This is a genomic window from Acinetobacter sp. 8I-beige (assembly GCF_902505955.1).
Taxonomy (GTDB): Bacteria; Pseudomonadota; Gammaproteobacteria; order Pseudomonadales; family Moraxellaceae; genus Acinetobacter; species Acinetobacter johnsonii.
This window is the reverse complement of the sequence record NZ_LR732792.1, coordinates 130979-153778: the sequence shown is the minus strand read 5'-3', so window position 1 is coordinate 153778 and position 22800 is coordinate 130979. Positions and strand designations below refer to the sequence as shown.

20 protein-coding genes are annotated in these 22800 nt (G+C 41.5%); 11 read left to right on the top strand and 9 right to left on the bottom strand.

What is annotated here, in order from left to right:
* Positions 1–5 precede the first annotated feature (5 nt).
* Positions 6–1268, bottom strand: coding sequence for a 4-aminobutyrate--2-oxoglutarate transaminase (gene gabT, locus GVX98_RS11090; RefSeq protein WP_004981443.1), 1263 nt, complete (start codon positions 1266–1268; stop codon positions 6–8).
* Positions 1269–1845: 577 nt separating this feature from the next.
* On the opposite strand from gabT, the gene GVX98_RS11085 reads away from it, so the two are divergent.
* The gene (locus tag GVX98_RS11085; protein WP_159128094.1) at positions 1846–3348 is read left to right on the top strand and encodes a PLP-dependent aminotransferase family protein; all 1503 of its coding nucleotides are present in this window, start codon (positions 1846–1848) and stop codon (positions 3346–3348) included.
* 414 nt (positions 3349–3762) lie between these two features.
* Positions 3763–5208, top strand: coding sequence for an amino acid permease (locus GVX98_RS11080; RefSeq protein ID WP_058952237.1), 1446 nt, complete (start codon positions 3763–3765; stop codon positions 5206–5208).
* A gap of 116 nt (positions 5209–5324) precedes the next feature.
* Here the strand turns inward: GVX98_RS11080 and GVX98_RS11075 are convergent, their stop codons facing one another.
* Positions 5325–6551 (bottom strand): heparin lyase I family protein, encoded by a 1227-nt coding sequence (locus tag GVX98_RS11075; protein WP_159128093.1) that lies wholly within the window; start codon positions 6549–6551, stop codon positions 5325–5327.
* 464 nt (positions 6552–7015) lie between these two features.
* Here GVX98_RS11075 and GVX98_RS11070 point away from each other — a divergent pair, with 464 nt between their 5' ends.
* The 6 genes from GVX98_RS11070 (at position 7016) to GVX98_RS11045 (ending at position 13485) form a co-directional block, all read left to right on the top strand.
* Complete coding sequence (locus tag GVX98_RS11070; protein ID WP_004981454.1) at positions 7016–7843, top strand: OmpW family protein; 828 nt, start codon at positions 7016–7018, stop codon at positions 7841–7843.
* Positions 7844–8157: 314 nt separating this feature from the next.
* Positions 8158–8853 carry an alpha/beta hydrolase gene (locus tag GVX98_RS11065; RefSeq protein ID WP_004981456.1) on the top strand — a complete coding sequence of 232 codons (696 nt, stop codon included), beginning with the start codon at positions 8158–8160 and terminating at the stop codon, positions 8851–8853.
* A gap of 551 nt (positions 8854–9404) precedes the next feature.
* A complete protein-coding gene (locus tag GVX98_RS11060) occupies positions 9405–10865 on the top strand; it encodes a cytochrome ubiquinol oxidase subunit I (protein ID WP_004981457.1) in 1461 nt (486 codons plus the stop codon).
* Positions 10858–11862: a cytochrome d ubiquinol oxidase subunit II gene (gene cydB, locus GVX98_RS11055; protein ID WP_004981458.1), complete on the top strand. Its 1005-nt coding sequence runs from the start codon at positions 10858–10860 to the stop codon at positions 11860–11862. The genes GVX98_RS11060 and cydB overlap by 8 nt, the downstream gene beginning before the upstream one ends.
* 14 nt (positions 11863–11876) lie before the next feature.
* Positions 11877–11999, top strand: coding sequence for a hypothetical protein (locus GVX98_RS11050; RefSeq protein ID WP_004694789.1), 123 nt, complete (start codon positions 11877–11879; stop codon positions 11997–11999).
* Between the two features lie 79 nt (positions 12000–12078).
* Positions 12079–13485 (top strand): PLP-dependent aminotransferase family protein, encoded by a 1407-nt coding sequence (locus tag GVX98_RS11045; protein WP_159128092.1) that lies wholly within the window; start codon positions 12079–12081, stop codon positions 13483–13485.
* Between the two features lie 133 nt (positions 13486–13618).
* Here GVX98_RS11045 and GVX98_RS11040 read toward each other — a convergent pair whose 3' ends face one another.
* From GVX98_RS11040 to GVX98_RS11015, 6 genes are all read right to left on the bottom strand, one after another.
* Positions 13619–14545: an HPP family protein gene (locus tag GVX98_RS11040; RefSeq protein ID WP_159128091.1), complete on the bottom strand. Its 927-nt coding sequence runs from the start codon at positions 14543–14545 to the stop codon at positions 13619–13621.
* 18 nt (positions 14546–14563) lie between these two features.
* The gene (locus GVX98_RS11035) at positions 14564–15274 is read right to left on the bottom strand and encodes an LrgB family protein (protein ID WP_004981467.1); all 711 of its coding nucleotides are present in this window, start codon (positions 15272–15274) and stop codon (positions 14564–14566) included.
* A gap of 1 nt (position 15275) precedes the next feature.
* A complete protein-coding gene (locus GVX98_RS11030; RefSeq protein WP_004981470.1) occupies positions 15276–15683 on the bottom strand; it encodes a CidA/LrgA family protein in 408 nt (135 codons plus the stop codon).
* Position 15684: 1 nt separating this feature from the next.
* On the bottom strand, positions 15685–17337 hold the full coding sequence (locus GVX98_RS11025) for a nitrite/sulfite reductase (protein WP_159128090.1): 1653 nt from the start codon (positions 17335–17337) through the stop codon (positions 15685–15687).
* A gap of 69 nt (positions 17338–17406) precedes the next feature.
* Positions 17407–18228 (bottom strand): hypothetical protein, encoded by an 822-nt coding sequence (locus GVX98_RS11020; protein ID WP_159128089.1) that lies wholly within the window; start codon positions 18226–18228, stop codon positions 17407–17409.
* Between the two features lie 295 nt (positions 18229–18523).
* Positions 18524–18985 (bottom strand): Lrp/AsnC family transcriptional regulator, encoded by a 462-nt coding sequence (locus tag GVX98_RS11015; RefSeq protein WP_159128088.1) that lies wholly within the window; start codon positions 18983–18985, stop codon positions 18524–18526.
* A 108-nt stretch (positions 18986–19093) separates the two neighbouring features.
* Here GVX98_RS11015 and rarD point away from each other — a divergent pair, with 108 nt between their 5' ends.
* Positions 19094–19999, top strand: coding sequence for an EamA family transporter RarD (gene rarD / locus GVX98_RS11010; RefSeq protein ID WP_159128087.1), 906 nt, complete (start codon positions 19094–19096; stop codon positions 19997–19999).
* A 159-nt stretch (positions 20000–20158) separates the two neighbouring features.
* Here the strand turns inward: rarD and GVX98_RS11005 are convergent, their stop codons facing one another.
* A complete protein-coding gene (locus GVX98_RS11005) occupies positions 20159–21070 on the bottom strand; it encodes a LysR family transcriptional regulator (RefSeq protein ID WP_159128086.1) in 912 nt (303 codons plus the stop codon).
* A 96-nt stretch (positions 21071–21166) separates the two neighbouring features.
* Between GVX98_RS11005 and GVX98_RS11000 the strand changes: the two genes are divergently transcribed.
* Positions 21167–22420 carry an MFS transporter gene (locus GVX98_RS11000; protein WP_159128085.1) on the top strand — a complete coding sequence of 418 codons (1254 nt, stop codon included), beginning with the start codon at positions 21167–21169 and terminating at the stop codon, positions 22418–22420.
* A gap of 13 nt (positions 22421–22433) precedes the next feature.
* On the top strand, positions 22434–22769 hold the full coding sequence (locus GVX98_RS10995; protein WP_159128084.1) for a gamma-glutamylcyclotransferase: 336 nt from the start codon (positions 22434–22436) through the stop codon (positions 22767–22769).
* The last annotated feature ends 31 nt before the right edge of the window (positions 22770–22800 follow it).

Genomic DNA, 22800 nt, shown 5'->3' with positions numbered 1-22800 from the left:
TTCAATTATGCTGCAGCAGAAAGTGCAAAACCTTGTTTTAAAATGTTTAAGCCAGCACGGAATTGTTCTGCAGGAATCGTTAAAGGATATAAGAAACGGATCACATTACCATAACGACCACAGGTCAAAATAAGCAAGCCATTTTGCATTGCATAGTTTTGAATTGCTTTCGCTTGATCCGCCGTTTCCAACTCAATCGCGACCATTGAACCCAACGCACGAATTTCTTGGACTGTAGACGAAGACTGTTTGAGTTCATTCAGAACCTCAACCAACTCTGCGCCCAATACATTTGCACGTTCGCAAAGACCTTCTTCTTCAATCACGTCCAGTACTGCATGTGCAGAAGCCACAGCCACTGGGTTACCTGCATAAGTACCACCTAGGCCACCTGGGTTTGGTGCATCCATTACTTCAGCACGGCCAACCACACCAGAGATTGGGAAACCACCGCCAAGACTTTTCGCCATAGTGATTAAATCGGCTTTGGTTTCATAGTGATCCATGGCAAATAACTTACCAGTACGTGCAAAACCTGTCTGTACTTCATCTGCAATAATCAAAATACCGTGTTGATCACACAGCGCACGTAAACGTTTTAAGAATTCAGCCGGAACAACATTGAAACCGCCTTCACCTTGAACAGGTTCAAGCACAATAGCGGCTACATCATGTGCCGCAATATCTTCTGCAAAAATGTCTTCAATGCTTTCAATCGCAGCATCGACAGTAATGCCTTTTGACTCTACTGGGTAGCGTGCATGGAACACACCTGAAGGCATCACACCAAAGTCACGTTTGTACGGTGCAGTTTTACCCGTCATTGCCATGGTCATAAATGAACGACCGTGGAAACCGTTACCAAAAGTCACAATACCGTGACGACCTGTGTAAGAACGTGCGATTTTCACTGCATTTTCTACAGCTTCAGCACCAGTAGAGAAGAATGTTGTTTTCGCTTCACCCGCAATTGGCGCACGTGCATTAATACGTTCAGCCAAAGAAACATAAATTTCATACGGTACAACTTGGTACGCTGTATGGGTGAATTTAGTCAATTGTTCAGTAACAGCAGCAATAATTTTAGGATGACGGTGACCTGTGTTCAGTACCGCAATACCACCCGCGAAGTCAGTATATTGATTCCCTTCAGCATCCCAAATGGTGGAATTTTCTGCTTTCTCCGCATACCATTGACACATGACACCAACGCCACGAGGAGTCGCTTTTAGTTTACGTGCGTTCAGTGCAGAGTGTTTACTGTCCATTTTGTATCCTCATTCTTGATTCATACATTTATAAAATTTCAGCGTCCCGATCATGCTTTTTGCTGATATACAAAGGACGTGGGGTTTATTGCATTTTGCGCTTTTATTGGCACTAGACGAGAGCCACTTTTCATCAGACAGATGGAGCCAATTTACCCTATCCCTTTATAGTTATTTTCCACCTGAAATATTTATTTGATAAAAATAAACAACTTAAAAAATATCAATTAAAAAAGGCATACTTATTCAAGAGGGCCATTACGGTATTCAACCGAATCAAGAAAAATGATAAAGAAGTCTAAAACTTAGCAGATGACTATGCCAACCTAGAAACCATTTATGTCCTTCTTTAATCTTTTCTAATTGTATTTTCAAGCCGTTGTATTCGATTATGTAAATCATCTAAAAAAACTTTTGCTTTGGATGCGACTTGTGTATATTTCCAGCCCCTTAGTCTCGGGCATTTGCTCCCAACGTCTACAAGCGAAATGCTTTACAACGGCTGCCTGACGAGATAATTTTGCATTTATGGTAATCGCTCACGAAAAGCCATTTTAATATTGTAGGAGAGAGCCAATTGCGTAGCTTGCTTGGAGATTATTTACTGCAACGATTACAGCAAGATATTGACGGAACCCTACAATTGCGGTTGTTTCGCTGCTTACGCAACGCCATTATTGACAGTGTGCTCGCACCCAAAACCCGCCTACCTGCATCGCGTGACTTAGCCAAAGAAATTAAAGTCTCACGCAATACCGTACTCAGTGCGTACGAACAATTACAAGCACAAGGCTATGTTGAAGCACGTACAGGCCAAGGCACGTGGGTCGCTGAAAAACTGCCTGAATCCTTTTTGGTCAAAGCTGAAAATACCAATAGCCAAACTCAAGAAAAAAAGACACAGCAGAATTATAATTTGTCGCAACGCGGTTCCTATCTCATCGGCTATTCAGCTGCATCGCCTTACCAATGGGGCGCTTTTGTGCCCGGGGCACCCGATGTTACAGAATTTCCTCACCATATTTTTAGCCGTATTCAGACCCGCCTCAGCCGTGAACCCGAAATCAACAGTCTTATTTATAGCAATGCGGGCGGTTGTTTAGAGCTGCGCCAAGAACTGGCAGAATACCTCAAAATTGCGCGTTCGGTGCAATGCGATGCAGACCAAATCATTATTACTGAAGGGACACATCAGGCGATTGATTTGGTTTCACGGACCTTAAGTGACCCAGGCGATGAAGTCTGGATTGAAGATCCTGCTTATTGGGGGGCACGTAATATTTTACGCATTAATGGCGTAAATCTACGCTCCTTGCCCGTCGATCAAGAAGGCATTATTCCTGACCTAGAACCAAAAACCCCACCTAAACTGATTTTTGTGACGCCTTCACATCAGTACCCTTTAGGCTCTCACTTAAGTTTAGAACGTCGTAAACAACTGATTGCCATTGCGCGCCAGCATAAAAGTTGGATTGTGGAAGATGACTATGATAGTGAGTTCCGCTTCTCGGGTCAGCCCTTCCCTTCTTTGCAAGGTTTGGAGCCTGATGCACCTGTCATTTATATGGGAACCTTCAGTAAAACCATCTACCCTGCGTTGCGCATTGGCTATTTAGTGGTCCCTAAAAAACTGTTTTCACCGCTACGTATTGTGGCATCGGAACTATATCGGGGCGGGCATTTATTAGATCAAAAAGTTTTGGCAGGGTTTATTCGTGAGGGCCATTATGAAGCACATATTCGTCGTATGCGTTTACTCTATAGCAAGCGCCACGCCTTTTTAATCGACCTGATTACACGTCATCTTGGGGCAGATTTCCTGCATGAATATAATACCGCTGCTGGTTTACATTTGATTTTAAAGCTGCCGAGCAACATGGATGATGTGCTGATTGCCAGCAATGCACTTGATCAAGGCGTGAAAGTTCGGGCGCTGTCACAATACTATACCAAGCATTATTCAACACGGCAGAAAGGACTACTATTGGGCTTTGCGTGTGTACGTGAACAGGAAATATTGGTGGCTTTTGGTGTGTTACTCAAATGTCTGCGAAATGCAGGGGTTCGTACGCTGAGTTGATTATTTTTATAAATTAGATACTTAAGTTTTTTTACAACCATTCGACTTGCGACTAAAGCCGCAGTTACAAAGCTGAGTTTTGCTGCTTCATTCTATAAATTATTGAGATGAGAGTAAACATTGGCTCCCCAGCTTTTCACATTTTAGCTGCAATTGGCTCCTTCCAAATGCTAAAAAATGGCTCTCGTTTACTGAGAACAAAAAAGAGAGATTAGGTGCATACATAAACAACATGTAACCGTTTTGTAGCCAAAGTGTGATTTTTCACACTTTGACAGGACTATCAGATTTATTCATTTTTGCCTTAATAATGATAAAGCCTCTGATCATTCGGTTACAGTTTTAAAGGATAAGTAGTCCAAGAAAGGCTTTGCCCCCTTTTGAAGCTACCTCCTTAAGATTAAGGAAAATTATATGGAAGCACCTAAACAAAGCGCTGTGCCGGATGCATCTCAAGGCTTAAAAAATGGACTTAAGTCACGTCATCTCACCATGATCTCGATTGCAGGTGTCATTGGTGGTTCACTGTTCATCGGCTCGGGAAATGTTATCTATTCGGCAGGCCCTGCTGCAGTTTTGGCCTATGCGTTTGGTGGATTACTCATTCTGTTAATCATGCGTATGCTAGGTGAAATGGCCGTTCTCAATCCAGACAGTGGGTCATTTTCAACCTATGCAGATCGTGCCATTGGGCGTTGGGCTGGTTTTACCATTGGCTGGCTGTATTGGTGTTCTTGGGCTTTGCTGATGGGTTGGGAAGCCTATGTCGCAGGTAAAATTCTCAACAGTTGGTTTCCCTTTATCCCGATCTGGGGTTACATGTTGGTCGTGATTGTATCCTTAGTTTTGGTTAACTTACAAAATGTCAAAAACTATGGTGAATTTGAGTTTTGGTTTGCACTCATCAAAGTAATTGCGATTGTGATTTTCTTAGTAATTGGTAGCTTAGCCATCATGCATTTATGGCCATGGGGTCAAGCAACTGCATCAGGAATCACGCATTTAACTGCGGATGGCTTCATGCCGAATGGTTTCTCGGCAGTCATCACCGCCTTACTCGGGGTTATGTTTGCCTACATCGGTGCTGAAATTGTTACGGTTGCTGCGGCAGAATCAGAAAATCCTGCCCGTGAAATCCGTAAAGCATCTAACTCTGTGGTTTGGCGAATTATGTTGTTCTATGTTGGTTCAATGTTTATTACCGTCTGCCTAATTCCACATAACAATCCACTGTTAAAAGATCCAACTTGGGGTACCTATAGTGTGACTTTGTCAGCACTTGGCATTCCAGAAGCAAAACACATTGTTAACTTTGTGGTCCTGACCTCGGTATGTAGCTGCTTTAACTCGGCGCTCTATACCTGCTCACGGATGTTATTTTCACTGTCAAAACGTGGCGATGCACCGAAAAGCTTCGGTTCAATCAACCGTAATGGTAGTCCGTGGATGGGCGTTCTGGTCTCGTCATTATTTGCTCTGGTGGCAACGTATCTTACTGCAACTGAAAGTATGAATGTCTATGACATCTTCATGTTAGCAACAGGTACAGCAGCGTTGTATGTCTACCTGACTATTGCCTTCTCACAATTACGTATGCGTAAAAAATTAGAAGCTGAAGGACAAGTGATTGACTTTAAAATGTGGTTATTCCCTTGGCTCACTTATCTTGCCATCGTCTTTATCATTGGCGCGCTCATTACCATGCTTGTGGAAGGCACCTACTTCAAAGAAGTGACTTACACTAGTTTACTTGCCTTGTTTATTGTTGGATTAGGCATCTGTGCACAGAAGTTTAACTGGGGAAAACATGCTCAAGATAAGCCTATGAACACTCAAGCCGATTTGAGCAATAACCTTTAATTTTAAAATAATCTGGTAATGATCTAAGCTCAAACCAGATTAGACCGATGGCTTTCAAGTGAGAGCCATCGGTTTTTTAATGATACGAAATGACCACTTAGATAAAAAAAGAAATCTTAATTGAGATCTTTAATCACCACATTTTTATGGTAAGCCTCGACAGGCTGCCCCACGATAACCCGGTTCTTCAGTGCTCCTTCTCGCCAACTTGAACGGTAAATGCCCATTTGGAAATAAGGCGACCACTTTTGATGGTAATTATTGACCCCACTGATGTTGGCTACTTCTTTTCCATTGTGTTTCACCACCACTTTCCCGGGAATCAGTTGATTGTTTGCATCAAGTTCTGACCATTGGATATCAAAATTCCAATCATTGCACTGGTTATACGCCACAGGCACATCTAAGACATAACGCTTCAAAAGCGTTTCTGGAACCGCCAATGGTGAACTCATTGGCTTTAACTCATATAAATGTAACTGCCATTCAGGTTTTAGACCTGAAAGCACCAAGGCTATTGGAGGATTCAAATCCTTTCCATTTAGGTTAAAACCATGCCACTGCGCCAATATTGTTCCATACTGAAATGCGGGCCATGTTGAGGGAATATAATGAGAAAAAGAATAGTTGTAATGACCCCAACCAAATTGCTTTCGTTGTATTTCTGCGCGATAACATTGACCATCATCAGGCACGACAAATTTGGCAACATTCTGCCCAGTACCAGCTGGATCTTTAACTATCGTTGCTGAACTACGATTTTCAAAGTGGAGAGTCATTGCATTCCACGTCGACAGATCATTGCTGTATTTATCGACACGAATCGTCCCCGTCTCAAAGCCATCACGAAAAATGACCTTACCCTTTTCTTCTGTATTGTCGACCAATACATCATCATTTTCTGGGTCTGGTATCACATCAGATGGATTGACAACTTGTTCTGTATTTCTTGCGAAGACTTGTAGTTTGACCGTGGTGGTTTGACTGTCTTGTTGACCATCATTCACCATTAAACTCAGTTCATAATCTCCTGCACGGTCTGGAATAAAATGAAATACTTTATCTGTACTGGCACCCAGACTGGGAAAGCTATTTTCTGGCTTTTTAATAACCGCCCAACGATAGTTCAATGTGGTCGCACTATCATCAGTACTTTCAGAACCATCTAAAAGTATACTATCCCCAACCATAGCGCTGTCTTGCGTTGACTGAATTACGGCTACAGGCACTTCATTTTGAACATCTTTCACCGTTGCTGTTGTTGACTGGTCACCTTCACCGCCCCCGCAAGCACTCATCCCCAAAACTGTAGTTAAAACTAAAAAATATCTAATTTTTTTCATGCAAATGCACTCTATTTATCCCCACCCAAAATCAGCCATGTACCTCACCTCACCCATTTCTCGTTGAGATGAGTGACCAGTGGAACATCGCCAAATTCAATTTTTAAAACCCTAAAAACGAGCTTCATTTGAAACAATGAAACGTGCTGCTTTAGTTATTGATAAAAGATCAATTTTCCCCAAAATCAATCTTTCAACGCAGCCTGTTGATCTTATAACATTATGGAAATTCAACTCTGCTTTTTTTGAAAACTGAACACCACAAAAAATGATTATCATTGATAAATACTTTATAAAAACCAAAAACAGAAGTAAGAAAAAGCAAAAACACTGCTTTAAAATCAATATGTTATTTTTTGTATCTTGATATGTATTTTATACCAAACAGTAAATAACATCTAAAACAGATTTCCTATAGGATTTTAGGAAATTTAGAAAAAAAATTAAGAAAGGAATGTATTATCATGAATTTAACTTTAAAAACTGCTTTACCAATTGCCTTGATTTGCGCGATTCCAACTGCGCAAGCTGCCACCTCTGACGGGAAAACATGGGGCGTTTCAGCAGGCTGGTTACATGTAATGCCTCAAAGTGAAAAACAGGGTGTATATGGCAGTACGACAGAGAAAACACCGTTAATTCCAAATACACCTGCGTCATCCCCTCAAGCTGGTTTTGAAGTACAAGATGCCGACACCGCAGGTTTGATGCTCGATTATTTTGTGAATGATAATGTTTCTCTAGAGTTGGTTTTAGGTGCGCCACCAGAAATGGAACTTTCTGGAAAAGGACGTATTACCATTCCTATTTTTGGTACAGAACGTACCGCCGCTAATTTAGATAAATTTGATAAAATTGCGACCACAGATGCCTATACCCCGACCTTTTTAGCCAAATATCATTTTGGGGCAATCAGCAATAAATTTCGCCCATATGTCGGTGCTGGGGTCATGTATGCACATTTTAGTGATGTTAAAGCAGATCCAAATGTGAATGCTGAATTGAATAGCGATCCACTCTTGGCGTTACTAAAACCTGAGCTTGGAAAAATTAAGGTTGACGATGCTTTTGCACCTGTGGTGATTGCTGGTTTAGATTACAATATTAATCAAGACTGGTTTGCTACTGCCTCTGTAAGTTATGCCCATCTTTCCACCAAAGCCGAGTTAAACGTCATCGGTAATACTGAATTATTTAATCCGAACAGTCCGCGTGATAGCATTCTTAAAGGTGAAAGTAAAATTGAAATTAACCCAATTGTGACTTATTTAGGGATTGGCTACCGTTTCTAAGATTTGAATATCTATCCAAGCTGATATTTATTGAGGTTACTCTGGCGACAGGGTAGCCTTTTAAAACACCTGCTTCACCTATAAAAACCCCCTCACCCAAAAACTTCACTTCATCAATAAAACCAATAGAAAAACAAAATATTAATCACACAAAATGCCCACTTTTTAATGTAATTGGCATTTTTTTGCAGTCTTTTATCTATATTTTTTAACTTACAATTAGTTAAATTAACTTGCATCGATAATCATTAGCCTAACCTAGCATGACCACTTTTTTAACTATAAGATGATATTTTTACTCTAGGGATAAGAAGATGAATAAGAAGCCTACAATTATTTTAGTACATGGATTTTGGGGCGGGGCTGCCCATTGGTCTAAAGTCATTACTGACCTATCTCACCGAGGTTATGAAGCCTTACGTGCCGTTGAACTGCCGCTCACCTCTTTGGCTGATGATGTCGAACGAACCCGTAAAATGATTGCACAAGTGCAAGGAGATGTACTTTTAGTTGGCCACTCCTATGGGGGTGCGGTTATTACCGAAGTGGGTAATCAACCTAATGTTGTGGGTCTGGTCTATATTGCAGCTTTTGCACCCGATGCTGGTGAAAGTCCAGGTGGCATTACGCAGCAACATTTACCCGTTGGTGCACCCAACTTAGAACCCGACAGTGACGGATACCTTTGGGTTAAGGCCGATAAATACCATGAAAGCTTCTGTCAGGACTTAACGAATGATGAAGGACTGGTTATGGGTATCACCCAGAAAGCCCCTGTTGCGAGTACCTTTGGGGATACCATTTCAAACCCAGCATGGAAAAACAAACCATCTTGGTACCAAATTTCAACTGAAGACCGCATGATTCACCCTGAAAACCAAGCCATGATGTCTTCACGCTTAAATGCTCAAAAAGTCATTTCTTTAAATGCCAGTCATGCTTCACTCGCATCTCAACCCAAAGCCGTTGCTGATTTAATTGATGAAGCCGCAACTTTCCTTGCGCATTAAACTATCTATATTGAAGGGAGTCTACAGACTCCCTTTTTTAGAGCTATTTTAAGTATCAAACGACTTTCGAATCACAATAGATAGCGCAATATCATTATCCTATTGGTGTAAATATTCGCACATACTTGGTTCGATGGCTGTCAGCTAGACCTCAGCTTTTACTACTGACCTTATCATTCATAATGAAGTTTCCTCGTTAAAAGTTTTATTTAAACTACGCTATTTCAAACCATGTGTTATACGAATTTTGAATAACATTTTTTAACTAACTCAGCATCAAAACTTTCTGTATATTTTAATTAAGCAATAAAAATGAATAGATCATAAAAACAGTTCAAAAAATATAACAGACTAAGTGCAATTTTCTATTTTGTTATATTTTTTCTCTCCAATTCTTGTACCTATATCTTCTAGGCATCCTGATGCAAGATCATCATCAGTATTTTAAGTAGGTAGTTTTTAATGAAACGATCTATGTTTTTTTATCATTCCGATTTAGACAGCAATTGGGTATCGAACTGTCGATATTCCTGCCAGTCATGGAGGATGCAATGAGCCTCGGATTAACCGCACTTGAGTTGGCAAGAATTCAATTTGCCTTTACTGTTTCTTTTCATATTATTTTTCCTGCAACCTCTATTGGTTTAGCCTGCTTTCTTGCCATGCTGGAATGGAAGTGGCTGCGCACCCAAAATCCAATTTATAAAGACTTATTTAAGTACTGGATTAAGATTTTTGCCGTGGCATTTGCTATGGGGGTTGTTTCGGGCATTGTCATGGCCTACCAGTTTGGGACTAACTGGAGTGAATTTTCACGCATCGCAGGCAGCGTCACAGGGCCACTGCTCACGTATGAAGTCATGAGCGCCTTCTTTTTAGAGGCGGGTTTCTTGGGCATTATGCTATTTGGTTGGGGACGGGTCAGCCCCAAAGCCCACTTTTTTGCCACCTTAATGGTCGCCATCGGTACCTGTATTTCCATGTTCTGGATTCTATCTTCCAACAGTTGGATGCAGACACCTCAAGGCTTTGCCATCGAAAATGGCATTATTGTCCCCACAGATTGGTGGGCAATTGTGTTTAACCCATCCTTCCCCTACCGATTTGCCCATATGGCAGCAGCGGCCTTCCTTGTCTCATCACTTTTAGTAGTTGGCACTGCAGCATGGCATTTGCTGAAAGGTCGTCGTGATGCGTTGGTGAAAAAGTCTTTTTCTATGGGCTTATGGATGGTACTGGTCACATCTTGCTTACAAGTTGTGATTGGGGATAACCACGGTTTAAATACCTTAAAACATCAACCTGCAAAATTGGCAGCCATTGAAGGCCATTGGGAAACCAATCGTGATCATGGCATGCCTTTATTACTGTTCGCTTTACCGAATATGGAAACAGAGTCGAATGATTTTGAGATTGGTATTCCCAATCTGGGCAGTTTGATTCTGACGCATTCCCTAGAGGGTCAGGTCACTGGTTTAAAAGACTTCGCAGCTGAAGACCGTCCGAATGCACTGATTGTGTTTTGGAGTTTCCGAGTCATGGTCGGCTTGGGCATGTTAATGGTTTTACTCTCATTAACAGCACTGTGGCTACGTAAAAAAGGCTCTCTATACGAAAGCAGTTGGTTTCATAAATTTGCCCTCATCATGGGGCCTACAGGTTATATCGCACTCCTAGCAGGTTGGGTCACAACAGAAGTTGGCCGTCAGCCTTGGGTGGTGTATGGTGTGATTCGAACTAAAGATGGTTTATCGCATACAGTCACCGCAGATCAAGTCGGCTTGAGCCTGATTATTTTTGTTCTGGTCTATACCGTCGTCTTTGGCGCGGGTATTTACTACATGCTGCGCTTGATCAAATTAGGCCCTGCTTTTTCTACGCCTTTAGATGCCGTGCAAGACACTGGCCCGGGGCATTTTAAAACCCCTTTACGTCCACTCAGTGCTGTTGAAGAATCTATCGAGACCACTGATCCTTCTGCTCAAAATAGTAAGGAGAAACCACATGATTGATCTCGCTTTGGTTTGGGTCGGTATTATCGGGCTCGGGGTACTCATCTATGTGGTTATGGATGGTTTCGACTTAGGCATTGGCATTCTGTTTCCCTTTATGAAAGGAACGCAAGAACGTGATGTGATGATGAATACCGTCGCGCCTGTTTGGGACGGTAATGAAACATGGATGGTCCTAGGTGGTGCTGGCTTATTCGCTGCATTTCCTTTGGTCTATTCAACCGTTTTATCGGCACTGTATTTACCCATTATCTTTATGGTAGTTGCCTTGATTTTCCGCGGCGTAGCGTTCGAGTTCCGCTTTAAAGCCACGCGCACCAAATACCTCTGGGATCTCGCGTTTATCTGGGGCTCTATCTTATCGAGCTTTTTCCAAGGCGTGATTTTAGGGGCTTATATCCAAGGTATTCAGACCACCAATGGTATTTACAGCGGTGGTGGATGGGACTGGTTCACGCCATTTACATGTTTTACCGGTCTAGGTGTCGTGGTCATGTACGCCACTTTAGGCTGTGGCTGGCTCATTTGGAAAACCGAAAAAGAGATACAGCAACGGATGTATCATCTGATGCCTAGGCTGATTATTGCTTTGCTCATCATCTTCGGTGCCGTGAGTTTATATACGCCACTGACCCATCCTGAAATTGCGCAGCGTTGGTTCTCTCTACCGAATCTATACTATTTTAGCCCAGTGCCAATTTTAGTCTTACTGTTTGTTGGCTTGATTCTATCCTCATGCAAAAAGCAGCATGAACTAAAACCGTTTATCTATACTTTGGCTTTAGTCTTTTTGGCTTTTACTGGCTTCGTCATCAGCTTATGGCCCAATATTATTCCGCCATCGGTCACTATTTGGCAGGCCGCTGCACCTGAGTCAAGTTTAAAGTTCACCTTGGTGGGAGCTGCAATTTTAATCCCAATCATCATTGCCTATACCTTCTTGTCCTATTGGGTGTTCCGTGACAAAGTACGTATAGGGGATCAGGGTTATCATTAATTGAGGAGATAGACATGAAAAAATTTGTTGATCGACTCAGCCCACGATTATGGTTTATTTTATTGTGGTGCTTTGGCTTTATTTCTCTCGCACTGATTGCGGGTTTCTTTAAGCTGTTGCTGAGTTTTGCTTACTAAAACCAGCCAAGCATGTTTTATGAATTAGGCACGGGACTTTCAATACATGTCCTGTGCCTTTTAATTGCAGCGAACCCATATGTATAAATCAGAAAAACTTGCGCTCAGCCTGAAACATTTGATTGAAAGTGGTTTTTGGAAAGCCAACGATAAACTACCTTCACTACGTCAACAAGCTGAAACATCGGGTTTTAGCCTGATGACGGTGATGAATGCCTATCAGGAACTCGAAGCGCAAGGTCTGATTTATTCACAAGAAAAACTCGGTTACTTTGTGACAGGCGATGCGCGCTCAGAAAGCAACTCCAATAGTGTCATCCTCAACGAAAAAATTGAAATCAACTCTAAAATTTTCAGATATTTAAAATCGATCCAATCTGAACAAATGGTTCCCTTTGGCATTGCCTTTCCCAACAGCCAACTACTCTACTCTGCCAAGCTGATGCAAACGTTGGGACAACGTGCCAAACACCGTCTCAGTTATGAACAGATGCCAAGTTTACCTCCCGGAAACTTTGAGCTGCGGAAACTGATTGCGCAGCGCTACTGTATGCAAGGGATTCCAACAGACCCGTCCGATATCGTAATCACCTCGGGCGGGTTAGATGCTTTAAACCTCTCCTTACAAGCCATGACCCAACCGGGTGACTATATTTTACTTCAAAAAACAATATTTTATGGCGCTTGGCAAGCGGCTGAACATTTGGGCCTGAAAGTCATTAGTATTCCTGAACATGAGGAACACGGTATTGACCTTGAGGCTTTTAAAGATGCAATTGAACGTTACCCCATTAAAGTCTGTTTACTGATGCTCAACAGTCACAATCCAATTGGTTTTACGGTCAGTGACGACATCAAATACCAACTGGCAAAGCTACTGCATGAACGCGATATTTATTTAATTGAAGACGATGTGTATGAAGAGCTTTATTTTGATCATAAAAAACCGCTGTCGATGAAATACTTTGATCAAAAAAATTTGGTTTTACACTGCTCTTCTTTTTCAAAAACTTTAGGTGCGGGTTTTCGGATTGGTTGGGTTTATGCGGGTAAATTTTCGGAGCATATCCAGCATTTACAGCTGATGAGCACGCTTTCCGTCAACTCATTTATTCAAAATGCCTTGGTCGATTATTTATCGCATCGACACTATGAAAAGCACTTAAAAACCTTACGCAACATCTTAAAGCGCCTCAAGAATCAGTATTACACTTATTTATCTGAACATTTGTCAGAAGATTATCAAATTCATTATTATCCATCGGGCTATTTCTTATGGATTACTTTGCCCGAGCAGATCAATGGCAATTTAATTTATGAGCAACTTTTAGAGAAAAATATCAGCATTGCGCCCGGTTCATTATTTTATCAAACCGACAATGTCCCACATCATATTCGGATCAATTGTTCATTTGAAATCAATGAGCGTATTCAAAATGCCTTAGATGCCTTGATCCAATGTATTTACCCAGAAGCCTTTGAGTAAAAGTTGAATGCTTTAAATCCAGACTGATTTAAAGCATCTTTTGATTTGAAGAGACTCACTGCCCATACTGCAAATATCACCATCCCAGAGATAAAATGACATGATCAGACCTGATCATGTCATTCCTCTCAAGCTAGGTATAGGATTTCTCAGCACTCATATTCTGAAAATAGGTGCGATAGATATAGACACAACCAAGTGAAAAACCAGCCATCAGGCCAGATGCCATAGGTAAATGCATCACACTGTCTTGTGGAAAGACAAAAACCAAAAATGGAAAGGCATATACCGCAGGAATGCGCATATCAAAGAGCTTGAGCAAAAGAAACATCAAGGGCATATATATGAGAGTGAGCAGTATCCAATCTTGGATCCACAACTGCATAAGCACGGCCATTGAAATCGACAGTGTCAACATAGCAACCTGCTTAAGACACATTTTCAACGAATACATCATCATATTTAATGATTCATAGACCACCACTGTAATCGGTGGAATCAGTGCCATCGCTTCAATCTTGAAAATAGCAGCAAGTGCAAAACCAATTAAAGTAATACTGGCATATACACCTATTTTTCGTCGGTCAAAATTGCCTTTCCGTTCTACACCTTGGTTCAATTTAAAGAGCACAACACCCAACATTAGGATAAAACTGGTGGCAAAAATCGAAATCAAAAACGATATTTCATAGGCTTGGGTCACAATCGGCAAGAAACCCGTGGCCAGTGCGGGCGGCAATATATAGTTAAACATCCGCATCACGAGCAACATGGCACAGAGAACTAAAACTAGTTTGAATAGATATGAAATTGGCATTAAGTTAATACAGAAGCCTATAACAGCGGTCAAACTGGGTAAAATAAAAATTTTATCTGGCTGATTCAGCCACTGTTTATCTCGATAGACCCACAGCCCAACGGCCATCGCCGCCATTTCAGGCAGAATAATTTCACGATCATTCAGTCCATAGGCAGCCGCCACCATGAGTACTATAAAGACAAAGGCCGCAAGATAGCTTTTGGGGCTTAAGATTGTCTTTGCATGTGACATAGGATTCATATTGGATTCCTTATTGATTTAAAAAGATATAAAGCCAAGTAAATACTTCGTCACTGCTATCAGCGATGGCGCAAATAGCACCATAATGATTCCTGAAATAATCATCGAAAGACTGGCAATGACGCCTTCCAATTCATGCCGCTGTCTTGCCCGAGCTATGCCCATAGCATGTGCGGCATTACCTAGTGCTGCGCCCGAGGCAAGGTGATTTTTATATTTGATCCAAAGCAAGAGGAGATCTCCCAACAACATACCGACCAAACCTGTAATCACAGTAAAGAGTGGAATCAGGCTGATAGAGCCCCCCACTTTTGCGGTGAGCACCAAAGCAAAAGGAATCGAAATGGAACGCGCCAACAGGCTATTTTTAACGATGTCATCAAAGTCCAATAGGCTCGCCAAAAACCAACTGCTGAAAATACCCACCAACATGGCGAGGCTAGAACTGAAGAGCAACACTTTAAAATGTTGCTGAATCATGCGGCGATAACGAAATACAGGAATCGCAAAAGCCACTGTGATTGGACCGAGCATGGCCACCAAATATTGGGTATAAAAGTAATAGTCTTGGAACTGATGCTGTAAAAGAAAGATCAGTACGATGCTTAAAACAGGAACGACAATAATCGGAGATAAATAGATTTTTTGTGTTCGAACAAAAAATTGCTTTGCCATGAAATAGCACAGCACAGTCCAAACCAAGTAAAAAATTCCCCAGAATTCAGTCATACTAATCTTCCAGTTTTGATTCTTGATTTAGCACTGGCTGCTTTAACAACAACCGCACGCTATATACAGAAACCATCATCACCAAAGCAGTGCTGATTAAAATCACCAGCAAAATTTTCCAACCACTGGCGATCAATAAATCCTGATATTGAATCACGCCAACCACCGGCGGAATGAAAAACAGCAGTAATTCTGCCAGTAACAGATCGGCACCGTGTTCAACGTGGGCTAATTTCAACCATTTCATTTCAAGTAAAAACAACAGCAGAAAAAACCCAAGTACCCCTGATGCCACAGGCAAATTCAGCAACTTTTGTAAGACATCAGCACAGCTCCAAACGGCCAAAATAATGATGATTTGGTAGCTCGCAGTTTTTAACTTCTTCAGCCGAGTTCGGTCGTCCAACATCTCAATTTATGTCCGCATAAGCCCGCTCTTTAAACGGCTGAATCGAGACACGTTTGTAGGTTTCTAAAAAAGATTCATGCTCTAAACGCAAATCCAGATAAGTATTTAGAATTTCTTCGAGCGCATCGGGAATATCTTCTGCAGGAAATGATGGCCCTAAAATATCACCGATGGATGCATCATGATCTGAGTTACCGCCTAAGCTAATTTGGTAATATTCAGCGCCTTTTTTATCGACACCTAGAATGCCAATATTACCGACATGGTGGTGTCCACACGCATTCATACAACCTGAAATGTTCAAATCGACCCTGCCTAAATGATATAAAGCATCCAGATCATCAAAACGGCGAGCAATCGCCTCATACACCGGAATGGATTTGGCATTTGCCAAGGAGCAAAAATCGCCGCCCGGACAGCAAATCATGTCAGTCAGAAAGCCAAGATGCGCTCGGGCTAAATTGCCACGATCTAAGACTTGCCACAGTTCAAACAGATCCTTTTGGCGTACATCGGTTAAGGCAATATTTTGCTCATGCGTGGTTCGCAGCTCACCAAAGGTATATTGGTCAGCCAAATCTGCAATTAAACGCATTTCATCGGAAGTCATATCCCCCGGTGCTACACCCGCCCGTTTTAAGCTGATCGTAACGATGCGGTAGCCCGCGACTTTATGTGCATGGGTATTGATATTGAACCAGTGTTTAAACTTCGGATACTGTTGGAACAACGCCTCAAAATTTTCTGCATCTAAAGGTTCATAGGCAAACGGTCGAAATACGGCATCCATTTGCGCTAAAACACTAGGCTGAACTTTGAGCAGTGTTTGAGTATGTGCAAACTCAGCTTCCACTTTTTCCGCAAAGCCCGCTGGAGTGAGGGCTTTCACTAAAATTTTAATACGCGCTTTGTATTTATTATCACGGCGACCATGCAAGTTATATACGCGCATGATGGCATCTAAATAGGCAATTAAATCTTCACGGGCTAAAAATGGCTTAATCACATGTCCCGCTAAAGGGGTGCGTCCAAGCCCACCACCGACTTTAATTTGATAACCTAACTCCCCCGTTCCATTTTCTACCAGATAGACCCCAACATCATGAAAAGTTGTGGCAGCACGGTCTTGTTCAGGGTGTGCACAAACTGCAATTTTGAATTTACGCGGAAGGAATGAAAACTCTGGATGGAAAGTACTCCACTGGCGAATTAGTTCACAGGTGGGGCGCGGGTCTGTGAGCTCGCCCTCAACTACACCTGCATATTGGTCTGTGGTGGTGTTTCGAATACAGTTGCCACTGGTCTGAATAGAATGCATGTGTACTGTAGCGAGTTCCTGCAAAATATCGGGGACATCTGCAAGCTGCGGCCAATTCAATTGAATATTTTGGCGCGTAGAAATGTGCGCATAACCACGGTCATACTTCTGTGCAACCTCAGCCACCTTCCGCAGTTGTGCTGAGTTCATTAAGCCATAAGGCACTGCCAAACGTAGCATGGGAGCATAGCGTTGAACATATAAACCATTTTGTAAGCGTAAGGGACGATATTCTTCTTCAGTCAGTTTTCCCTCTAAATAACGCTGGGTTTGGTCGCGAAACTGTGCGACACGTTCATTTAATAAATTTTGATCAAAGTCTGTATATAAAAACATGGGGATGACCTAGGTATATGCATCAATATGAAAGAAAAGCTGTTTTGAATGGGAGATCAAAAATGCAAGTTAGGCGAAAAAAGTCGCCTGCTTTCGGGACACGCCATGTTGTAGACAGGTCTGCATATACTCGGCATAGACCGATAACTTTTCATAAATATGCTCCGCATAGAACATATCTTCAACCAACTGGGTCGCTTGCTGCTGGTTATAACTGCCATAACTCAACAATAACTGCGCATTCAATGTGGCGAATTTTTCACATAAATCGATATATTGCTGATCTTTGTTTTTAAAGAACAATTTCCGCATATTCCATTCACTACTGTCGATGATGACATCTTGTGGATGGGTAGAAATATAGTTGATTTTGACTTTAAAAAACTGTTCCAGCTCTGCGAGTTTTTGTGTATTGAGCACTAATGATGTCACCAAAAAAATCTGCGAGACATCAGTTCGACATAGCGCTTTGATCAATGAAAAATAGAAAAAATCGACATCATTAAATACGCTATCACTCAAATCTAAATAAACATTGAGCGCCTCAAGCACATCATCTATTTTTAGGTTTTGTTTTTGCTCTGCTTGATAATAACGATTGAGGATATTGAGTACGGTTGGCGTTGCAGGACTGCTATAAATCACAGGATGGTTCAAATTTGCCAAGATAAAAGGCGCAAATAAAAATGCGACCTCGGCATGTTCTGCTTGAATGGCAGACTGCACGATATACTGAACTTTAGCGCTTGAAAAATCACGTAAAACTTTAGCGCGTAACAAAGTCGCTTCTAAGTTTAAATACTGCTGAGCAAGTAGATGTTGCAGTTGATCTGAAAGACCCTGCCCCTCAACCAATTCAGAAATTGTATTCAGTTGCTGTGTTATAAACATTACGCCACCATCAAGATTGTGATCCCTTCTTGAATCAAATTTTCAGCTAGTTTGGTGCGAATGAGTAGCTACAGTAAGGCTTGAAAAAACTATAACAGCGTGCCTCCTTCCCAAGTTTTATGGGTACAAAACCATCAAAATTAGAAAAATAAATTCGCTATTTAAATAGAAGCCAATCCCATCATGGCGTTATTTTGAGTACCTAAAAATTCAGAAACGACTTTTCTCTTTTCCTATTTCAAGCAGCCCCTTTAGCCATTGAATATAAGGTGGAATCTAGAAAGGAGAATAAAAGTTATGGCTGACAAGACACCTCTAAAGTTGTTTTGATCCGTTCTAACACAACGGTGGTTTTAAACCATTGCACATTGGCATTATGATGAAAAAGCTGATCACATAAGGCTTGAAACCGGCTCATACTTGGCACCAAGAATACCAGCATAAAATCCGCCTCACCGGTTACGTAATAACACTGCTGTACTTCTGGAATTGAAAAACTCGTTTTCAACTCGTCAAAGTCTGTCACGTGGGTTTGATTGACACGAACCTCGACAAAAATCGTAATCACTTGTCCCAATTTGTCTGGATCAAGCACCGCGGTATTGCCAATAATATAGCCACTGTCTCTTAATTTTTGGATGCGACGTTGTACCGAGGCAGTTGATAAATGCACTAAATCGGCCAACTCTCGGAGTGGCGTTAAGCAATCTTTTTGCAGATGCTCCAATAAAGCGAAATCAAATTTATCCAATTGCATGAGCAGCTTCCTGCGAGAAATTTTCTCATTCAAACTAATAATTACAAGCCATTTTATCAAGAGTATTGCAATAAAATATCATGCATTGATACAGCTTAAGAACCGCCTATGTCTACGCATACCAATACAGCACTTGGCATTAGCTTAAATGTCACGGCCTCGGTATTATTTGCTTTAATGTTTGCCTATACCTCACTTTTGGGCACGTTGGCGGGTTCAGAAATATACGGCTGGCGCATTGTATTGACTATTCCATGTCTAACACTTTTTATTTGGCTCAAAGGCAATTGGTCTCAGGTGATTGTGATTTATCGCCGTTTCTACCAAGAGCGCTTTTTCTTTTTAACGCGAATTTTATCTTCGTTTTTAATTGGGATTCAGTTGTGGCTGTTTATGTGGGCACCCAGTCATGGCTATGGACTGGATGTTTCACTCGGTTATTTTATGATGCCGATTAGCATGGTGATTGTCGGTCGTATCGCATTTAAAGAGCGAATGTCACGCTTTCAGCAACTGTCCTGTATTTTTGCAGTGCTGGGGATCTTGAACCTCTTGGCGATTTCTCAAACACTGGCGTGGCCCACTCTACTGATTTGCTTAGGTTATCCGATCTATTTTTGGCTCAGACAAAAAACGGAGACGAATAATATAGGCGGACTTTGGTTTGACATGATGTTGAGCCTCCCTGTTTGTATTTTCTTTATCATGCAAGGCAGTATCGTCACAGAAAGCCTATCTGAAAGCTCACATACGCTTTGGCTCATTTCAGGACTTGGGCTAATCAGTGCACTGGCTTTGGCATTTCAATCCTTGTCTGCCCCGCATTTAAACTTAAGCCTGTTTGGACTGTTGGTTTATGTTGAACCGATATTGTTAGTGGTGGTTTCAATCGCCTTAGGGGAAAGCATTACTTCAGCAGAATGGCCAACCTATATCGCCATTTGGCTCGCAGTTTCCACCCTCATGCTTGAAGGATTACCCAGCTTTAAAAAGAATCGTAAATTAGCGACATAGACATTTTTTATGCATATTTTCCTCTAGATCTCTTAAATTTAGCCGTCTAAGCATGATTTGGTGCTGAATCGAGAACAGACTTTCTGATCTTATTTAAATGGCTATTTGACTCCGCGAGTTACGTGCTGACACTTCATATTTAAAACGACATAGAGTGAATTACAGCGAACCTTTTAGATGATGGTGTTGTCTCACAATACTATTCAATAAGCTGGAAAAATTGATTGCAGGTTGGCTATGTAAATCTGCCTTGAAGGCAATACCAAGTCCAATCGTCGCGGTCTTATTCTTCAGGTATTTATATTTAATCCCTTCAATTTTGAGCTGTTGGGTGGACTCAGGCACCAAAGAAATGCCCAAATTTGCCGCAACCAACGATAGAATCGAGACAATCTGAGGGGCTTGCTGTCCAATTTTAGGCGTGAAGCCATGCTGTTGGCAAGTATTTAGAATCGCGGCATACAGCCCCGCACTCACCTCTGGTGGTGAGACAATAAAGCTTTCATACTTAAACTCTGCCAAATCTATCACCTCATCTTCTGCGGGATATTGAATCGGCAAGGCTGCAATCAATTTTTCATCGATCAAATTACTAATCGTAATGGCTTTAGGATACTGCGCAGGTGGTCGCACAATCGCAATGTCTAATTCATTATTCAACAAACTCTCAATCAAAATCAAAGAATTGGCTTCTTTTAATACCAAATTCACCTGAGGGTATTGCTGTTGAAATGCTTGAATGGCTGTTGGAATTAAAGAGTTTAAAATTGAGGTGCCTGTAAAGCCGAGCCGTAGTTCTCCCAATTCGCCATTGGCCGTACTTTGGGTCAATTTCACCGCATTTTTCAGTTGGTTCTGAACGGGCAAGACCATTTTAAGAAAAGTTTCCCCTGCTGGTGTCAGAGCTACACCATGAGAGTAGCGATAAAAAAGTTCTACACCAATTTCCCTTTCCAATTTTTTAATTTGCATACTCAACGGCGGCTGACTTATGCCAAGACGTAAGGCCGCTTTAGAGAAACTTTGCTCTTCCGCGATAGCAATAAAATATTGAATATTGCGCAGCTCCATATGTTAAAGCTATACCATTATTGAGTTATATATATTATACATATACACATGTAGTTATTAAAATAAAGCTTCTCTCCATTTTAAATCAGCCAAGTCATGAAACTGAGCTCTTCATTAGAAGCAGACTGGTCTACACCTCAACAGCAAATTTCACAGACCATCAGCCAAGGTACAGTTGAGTATAAAAGAGCGGGCATGGCGCTGTTTTTGTTGGGCTTTGCCAGTTTTTCACTGATCTATTGCGTACAACCCTTACTGCCTAATTTAAGTCAGAGTTTTCATATTGCACCCAGTGCAAGTGCTCTAGCACTGTCTTTAACCACAGGCTTTTTAGCCATGTCGATCGTGCTATCCAGTGCTTTTTCACAAACATTGGGCAGAAAAGGTCTGATGTTTTTCTCTATGCTTTTGGCTTCTATACTCAATGTCCTATGCGCGGTTTCACCAAGTTGGCATGTGCTCATGGTTTCAAGAAGTTTAGAAGGTTTTGTCCTAGGTGGAGTTCCCGCTGTTGCAATGGCTTGGATTGCAGAAGAAATTAGTCCTAAAAATTTAAGTAAAACCATGGGACTGTATATTGCAGGCACAGCATTTGGTGGCATGATGGGACGTGTTGGCATGGGCATTTTGACCGAGTTTTTCTCATGGCGCACGTCTATGACCATTCTCGGCGTCATCTGTCTGTTCTGTGCGTTTGGTTTTTTGAAACTCTTACCCAATTCACGAAATTTCATTGCCCAGCAAAGTATTTCTTTTAAGTTCCATATACATGCATGGTATGCGCACTTAAGTCATATCCGCCTGTTAAAAATCTATGGGATTGGCTTTTTACTCACCAGTGTATTTGTCACGCTGTTTAATTATGTGACCTTCAGACTCTTTACAGCACCGTATCATTTAAGCCAAACCCAGATTAGCCTCATTTTTTTATCTTATAGTTTGGGTATTATTTCCTCTTCGATAGCAGGCAATATTGCAGACCGAATAGGCAAAAAGCAGGTAATGATTTTGGGCTTTTTATGCATGCTCTTAGGCGTGCTACTCACTCTTTCTGCCTCGTTGTTTTTAATTATTCTCGGTATTGGCTGTGTGACCACCGGCTTTTTCATTGCTCATGCCATTGCCAGCAGTCGTGTTGGAGAACTCGCAACCTCAAATAAAGGCCATGCCACATCTTTATATCTACTTTTTTATTATTTGGGTTCAAGCATTGTGGGTGCGTATGGTGGAAATATCTGGCAAAGCCATGGCTGGAATGGCATCGTTATATTAAATATTTTTCTGATTCTAATTGCACTCATCGTTATTTTTTCAATAAAACCGCTTCATTCTCCATCTGTTACCCATTAGGAATATTTACATCATGCAACAACACTTATTTGTCTACGGCACCTTAGGCCCCAATAAACCCAATGCTCATATTTTAGAAGTGATTGGCGGTACATGGAGCAAAGGCTCTGTGAAAGGTTTGCTTAAAGAAGCCGGTTGGGGGGCCGAGCTTGGCTTTCCTGGGCTGATGCTAAGCCCAGATGGACCAACTGTTGATGGATATATATTTAGTTCAGAGCAATTAGATACGCTGTGGAACAGCTTAGATGAGTTTGAAGGAAGTGAATATCAGCGTGTTTTAACTGAAGTCACTTTAGAAAATGGGCAAATACAACAGGCTTATGTTTATGCGTTAAACCCAAATACATAAAAAGCATGACATCATATCGTTAGCGTATAAA

What these genes read in the sequence shown, in the direction of transcription:
- GVX98_RS11080 (WP_058952237.1), top strand. Translation starts at nt 3,763, where the DNA reads ATGGAAGCACCTAAACAAAGCGCTGTGCCGGATGCATCTCAAGGCTTA.
- GVX98_RS11045 (WP_159128092.1), top strand. Translation starts at nt 12,079, where the DNA reads ATGTATAAATCAGAAAAACTTGCGCTCAGCCTGAAACATTTGATTGAA.
- GVX98_RS11050 (WP_004694789.1), top strand. Translation starts at nt 11,877, where the DNA reads ATGAAAAAATTTGTTGATCGACTCAGCCCACGATTATGGTTTATTTTA.
- GVX98_RS11040 (WP_159128091.1), bottom strand. Translation starts at nt 14,545, where the DNA reads ATGAATCCTATGTCACATGCAAAGACAATCTTAAGCCCCAAAAGCTAT.
- cydB (WP_004981458.1), top strand. Translation starts at nt 10,858, where the DNA reads ATGATTGATCTCGCTTTGGTTTGGGTCGGTATTATCGGGCTCGGGGTA.
- GVX98_RS11020 (WP_159128089.1), bottom strand. Translation starts at nt 18,228, where the DNA reads ATGTTTATAACACAGCAACTGAATACAATTTCTGAATTGGTTGAGGGG.
- GVX98_RS11060 (WP_004981457.1), top strand. Translation starts at nt 9,405, where the DNA reads ATGAGCCTCGGATTAACCGCACTTGAGTTGGCAAGAATTCAATTTGCC.
- rarD (WP_159128087.1), top strand. Translation starts at nt 19,094, where the DNA reads ATGTCTACGCATACCAATACAGCACTTGGCATTAGCTTAAATGTCACG.
- GVX98_RS11035 (WP_004981467.1), bottom strand. Translation starts at nt 15,274, where the DNA reads ATGACTGAATTCTGGGGAATTTTTTACTTGGTTTGGACTGTGCTGTGC.
- GVX98_RS11015 (WP_159128088.1), bottom strand. Translation starts at nt 18,985, where the DNA reads ATGCAATTGGATAAATTTGATTTCGCTTTATTGGAGCATCTGCAAAAA.
- GVX98_RS11025 (WP_159128090.1), bottom strand. Translation starts at nt 17,337, where the DNA reads ATGTTTTTATATACAGACTTTGATCAAAATTTATTAAATGAACGTGTC.
- GVX98_RS11075 (WP_159128093.1), bottom strand. Translation starts at nt 6,551, where the DNA reads ATGAAAAAAATTAGATATTTTTTAGTTTTAACTACAGTTTTGGGGATG.
- GVX98_RS11000 (WP_159128085.1), top strand. Translation starts at nt 21,167, where the DNA reads ATGAAACTGAGCTCTTCATTAGAAGCAGACTGGTCTACACCTCAACAG.
- GVX98_RS11065 (WP_004981456.1), top strand. Translation starts at nt 8,158, where the DNA reads ATGAATAAGAAGCCTACAATTATTTTAGTACATGGATTTTGGGGCGGG.
- GVX98_RS11030 (WP_004981470.1), bottom strand. Translation starts at nt 15,683, where the DNA reads ATGTTGGACGACCGAACTCGGCTGAAGAAGTTAAAAACTGCGAGCTAC.
- GVX98_RS11005 (WP_159128086.1), bottom strand. Translation starts at nt 21,070, where the DNA reads ATGGAGCTGCGCAATATTCAATATTTTATTGCTATCGCGGAAGAGCAA.
- GVX98_RS10995 (WP_159128084.1), top strand. Translation starts at nt 22,434, where the DNA reads ATGCAACAACACTTATTTGTCTACGGCACCTTAGGCCCCAATAAACCC.
- GVX98_RS11070 (WP_004981454.1), top strand. Translation starts at nt 7,016, where the DNA reads ATGAATTTAACTTTAAAAACTGCTTTACCAATTGCCTTGATTTGCGCG.
- gabT (WP_004981443.1), bottom strand. Translation starts at nt 1,268, where the DNA reads ATGGACAGTAAACACTCTGCACTGAACGCACGTAAACTAAAAGCGACT.